Raw genomic sequence first — 1529 nt, 5'->3', positions numbered from 1 at the left:
CTTGATCGACGGCACGACGACACGCGTATCCTTGGCCCGCACGGGACGCTGATCGTCAATGTGTGTCTGCGCAGCCTTCAACACATCGTCAGACGGCAAACCATCCCCGGTCACGATCACCACATCGACGGTGCCCAGTCCGCGACGCAGCGGATAGACGAATGCTGCCGTCACGCCCGGCACCTCCATCGCCCACTGCCAGTAGTCGTATTTGTTGCCACCTGCCGCCGGACGACGGATGCGTTGCAGCAGGCGTGCGAGCAGGCTATCGAGCGTCTCGATTGCCGTCCCGCCGCGCAGCGTCACGATGATCAGCGTCGCGTCGACATCGATCGGCGGCACGGTGAGCGTGAGCGTATCGCCGTCCTGGCGGTTCCCGATGGTGCCGGCGTCGACGGCCGCTACCGACACGACGAGATTTCCATCCGCATCAATCGTGCCGCCGCTCGTCGTCACGTAGGCGGTGCCGTCCTGATATTTCGCGCTCAGACCGCTGGCGATCTGGACACCAGGCTTGCCCTTGGCGCGTGCGGTGCCACTCGCGACGACAGGCGACTTGCGATCAATGCCGCGTAGGCGCGCGTGGAGGATGAGATAGTCTTCGTCGGCCGTGTCCGGGAAAATCTGCCGCGCCGTCCAAGCGATACGCGCATACAGACCTTCGACCGCGCTGGCCGTGCCGCTCGCACGCACGTAGTGATCTGAATCGTCGCTGACGTCGGCGTCCGGGCGCTGGTTTTTGATCTCGCGCAGAATGTTCGCGCGGACCTGGTCGAGAGTGAGAACGGTCGCCGGCATCACGACACCTTGACCGGATGCTGGAAGTGCTGGACGTTGCCCGTCGCGTCATACACGTCGATGAGCAGAACGAGCCAGCCTTTTTCGCCCGCCGTGGCCGACACCACCACCTTGCTCGCGCGACCATCCTTGACCAGCGGGGCGAGCGCTTGCTCGGCGTATTGAACAGCGAGGCCGCGCACGCGGGGCGTGTCTTTCTCGCGCGCCAGCGTGTGCAGCAGCGACCCGACGTCGGGCGCAGCCCACCAGGAGCCGAGCGGCGTGGCGAGGCGGATATACACGGCGTTCGCGAGCGTCGTCGTCTGCGTGCCGGTATATCCGCCTGTTTGCGGGTTCAGAAGTGCGTCCATGCCGCGATTGTCATCGCGCGCGCGTGAACGTCTTACGTGATGGAGGTCAGTGGGATGCTGCCGCTGTCGTCACATGACCGGCGTGCCGGTGATGTTGCCGGTTTCCGGATGCTTGTGGCCGTTGAAGCTCTTATTGCCGATCACCACGTCCTGGTCGACGCGAAGATTGTCGATATGTGCACCGTCGCCACCCGACATCGACAAGCCACCCTTGCCGGTGATCTGCTCCGCGACGTTGAGCGCGTGCTTCATGTTGACGGTCGGCGTGTCGATGTTCACCGACTCTTCGGCGCTGATATTCAGCGTCTTCGTCTTGATGTCGATGACGCGGCCGCGCGAGAAAACGATCGAATCGCCTTCGTCGGTGTAGATCGCTACCTC

The 1529-nt window shown here is 63.8% G+C and carries 2 protein-coding genes and 1 pseudogene; all 3 read right to left on the bottom strand.

Features of this window, described 5'->3' with window-relative positions:
* A partial coding sequence (locus WS46_RS32745; protein ID WP_059693622.1) for a baseplate J/gp47 family protein occupies positions 1 to 798 on the bottom strand: 798 nt, incomplete at its 3' end.
* Positions 798 to 1148 carry a phage GP46 family protein gene (locus tag WS46_RS32740; RefSeq protein ID WP_059693620.1) on the bottom strand — a complete coding sequence of 117 codons (351 nt, stop codon included), beginning with the start codon at positions 1146 to 1148 and terminating at the stop codon, positions 798 to 800. The genes WS46_RS32740 and WS46_RS32745, both read right to left, overlap by 1 nt.
* 69 nt (positions 1149 to 1217) lie before the next feature.
* Positions 1218 to 1529: pseudogene (locus WS46_RS32735) on the bottom strand (phage baseplate assembly protein V); the annotation flags it as partial.

Source organism: Burkholderia sp. RF4-BP95 (assembly GCF_001521985.1).
Taxonomy (GTDB): domain Bacteria; phylum Pseudomonadota; class Gammaproteobacteria; order Burkholderiales; family Burkholderiaceae; genus Burkholderia; species Burkholderia diffusa.
The sequence above is the reverse complement of the archived record's forward strand: the minus strand, read 5'-3'. Positions and strand labels throughout refer to the sequence as shown.

Excerpts from the sequence above, each read along its gene's own strand:
- WS46_RS32740 (WP_059693620.1), bottom strand. The coding sequence starts at position 1,148 with ATGGACGCACTTCTGAACCCGCAAACAGGCGGATATACCGGCACGCAG.